The organism is Arthrobacter sp. Hiyo1 (genome assembly GCF_001263615.2).
Lineage (GTDB): Bacteria > Actinomycetota > Actinomycetes > Actinomycetales > Micrococcaceae > Arthrobacter.
Genome location: NZ_DF952470.1, coordinates 590,206 through 592,641 on the forward strand (window position 1 = coordinate 590,206; position 2,436 = coordinate 592,641).

Annotated in this window: 2 protein-coding genes and 2 pseudogenes; all 4 read left to right on the forward strand. The window is 64.9% G+C overall.

The annotated features are described in order from the left end of the window. Window positions 1–94, forward strand: a pseudogene (locus AHiyo1_RS26660) (2-C-methyl-D-erythritol 4-phosphate cytidylyltransferase); the annotation flags it as partial. 23 nt (window positions 95–117) lie between these two features. Further along, complete coding sequence (gene ispF / locus AHiyo1_RS11600) at window positions 118–627, forward strand: 2-C-methyl-D-erythritol 2,4-cyclodiphosphate synthase (RefSeq protein ID WP_172465580.1); 510 nt, start codon at window positions 118–120, stop codon at window positions 625–627. A gap of 68 nt (window positions 628–695) precedes the next feature. After that, window positions 696–2,159, forward strand: a complete 1,464-nt coding sequence (gene cysS, locus AHiyo1_RS11605; RefSeq protein WP_059388667.1) for a cysteine--tRNA ligase — start codon at window positions 696–698, stop codon at window positions 2,157–2,159. 79 nt (window positions 2,160–2,238) lie between these two features. Beyond that, window positions 2,239–2,436, forward strand: a pseudogene (locus AHiyo1_RS11610) (23S rRNA (guanosine(2251)-2'-O)-methyltransferase RlmB); the annotation flags it as partial.

A 2,436-nucleotide genomic window follows, 5' to 3' on the forward strand; every position in this document is an offset into this window, starting at 1 on the left:
CAGCCAGTCGTTGAAGATCACCACGCCGCTGGACCTCATCATTGCCGAAGGCCTGCTGGAAGGGCCGCTCGGAGTCCGCTGGGTGGAAGGCTGATGGAAGGCTCGCAGAACGTAACGATGATCCTGCCGCGCACCGGCATCGGGGTGGACATGCACGCCTACGCACCTGACAACGATCCGCAGCCGCTATGGCTCGGCGGGCTGTTTTGGGAGGGGGAGCGCGGACTCTCGGGGCATTCCGACGGCGATTGCGTCGCCCATGCGGCTGCGGACGCGCTCTTCTCGGCGTGCGGCATCGGTGATCTGGGCACGCATTTCGGCACGGACCGTCCCGAATTCGCGGGTGCGTCCGGGGTGAAACTCTTGGGGGAGGCTGCCAGGATCGTCCGTGCCGCCGGTTTCGAAATCGGGAACGTGGCAGTGCAGTTCGTTGCCAACAGGCCAAAGTTCGGGCCGCGGCGTGAAGAATCGCAGCGTGTCCTCAGCGCCGCCGCTGGAGCTTCCGTCAGCGTCACGGCAACCACCAGCGATGGCTTGGGTTTCACGGGGCGTGGCGAGGGCATTTCCGCCGTCGCCACGGCACTCGTGTACGCCGTGCCGGGAGCGCACAAAGGCGATAGCGCCTAAATCGCGCCTAAACAGGGACGGATGGCGCCCAACGAAGCCTGATGGTCCGCATCCGCTAATCTGGAGCGGTGACCCTGCGCTTTTACGACACCGCATCCGCCGAAGTCCGCGACTTCGTTCCCCTTGAAGCCGGCAAGGCCAGCGTCTACTACTGCGGTGCCACGGTGCAGGGGATGCCGCACGTGGGACATGTCCGCTCCGCGATCGCCTTTGACCAGTTGACCCGCTGGCTTGAATATCGCGGCCTGCGTGTCACCGTTGTCCGCAACGTCACAGACATCGACGACAAGATCCTCGCCAAGTCGGCGCAGTCATTCGGGCCGGACTGGGCCGAGGAACCAACAGCCAAGGCCGAGGAAGAATGGTGGGCCCTGGCCTACCGCTACGAGCAGGAATTCGAGCAGGCCTACGACGTCCTGGGCGTTTCCCGCCCCACGTACGAACCGCGCGCCACCGGCCATATCCCGGAGATGCACGCCCTCATTCAAAGGCTCATCGACCGCGGCCACGCCTACCCTGCGCTGGACGACTCCGGCGACGTCTACTTCGACATCCGCTCCTGGAGCAAGTACGGCTCGCTGACCCGCCAGAACATCGACGATATGCAGGGCGCCGCCGACGTCGAGCCGCAATTCAGCAACAGGAAGCGCGACCCGCGGGACTTCGCGCTGTGGAAGGGTTACAAGGACGGGGAGCCGACGACGGCGAGCTGGGTTTCGCCGTGGGGAACCGGCCGGCCGGGTTGGCATCTTGAATGCTCCGCCATGGCTACGAAGTACTTGGGCCAGCAGTTCGACATCCACGGCGGCGGATTGGACCTCCGCTTCCCGCACCACGAGAACGAGATGGCACAATCGCAGGCTGCGGGCGACGAGTTCGCCAACTTCTGGCTGCACAACGGCATGGTCACGTATGAGGGCGAAAAGATGTCCAAGTCGGTGGGCAACACCGTGAGCCCCGAGGAGATGCTCGAACTCGCGAGTCCGCGCGTTGTCCGGTACTACCTCGGCCAGGCGCAGTACCGCTCCATCCTGGACTACCGGCCCACCTCGCTTCAGGAGGCTGCGGCTGCCGTGGAGCGTATCTACGGTTTTATTGCGAAAGCCTCCAAGAAGTTCGGTGGCGAGTTCGCCGCCCACCCTGAGTCGAGTCCCGTGCCGGATGCCTTCGCTGCTGCCATGGATGACGATCTCAACGTCCCGCAGGCCCTTGGCGCCCTGCACGAGACTGTCCGTGCCGGAAACACGGCGCTGGCGTCCGGGGACGACGCGGGAGCCCGGCAGGCGCTCCAGGCCGTGATGGCCATGACCACTGTGCTCGGACTGAACGATGTACGCGGCGAGGTCCAGGAGAATTCCGAGATCGCCCAGGCCCTTGAGGTCCTTGTGGAAGCCCAGTTGCAGGCGCGGGCCGACGCGCGGGCCAACAAGGATTGGGCGGCTTCCGACGCGATCCGGGACACTCTCGCGGCAGCCGGTATCGCCGTCGAGGATGGCGCCGACGGCGCCAGCTGGAGCCTCAAACGGGACTGAGAAAGGGCCGTCGTCCCGATTTAAGTTGATTCAGTAGACTTGATTGCAGACGTACTCAACACAATCAAGGGTGGAATTCATGGCCAACAACGGTCGCCGGGCTGTCAAGAGCAAGAAGGGCCCCACCACCGGAACCGGTGGCCACGGTCGAAAGGCCCTCGAAGGCCGGGGTCCGACCCCCAAGGCTGAGGACCGCGAGTACCACAAGGCGTACAAGAGCAAGCAGCTTGCTGAACGCTCCGCAGCCAAGCGTGCGGCCGGAGGCGCCAGCCGCTCC

Coding starts and splice junctions, on each gene's coding strand:
- ispF (WP_172465580.1), top strand. CDS start 118: ATGATCCTGCCGCGCACCGGCATCGGGGTGGACATGCACGCCTACGCA.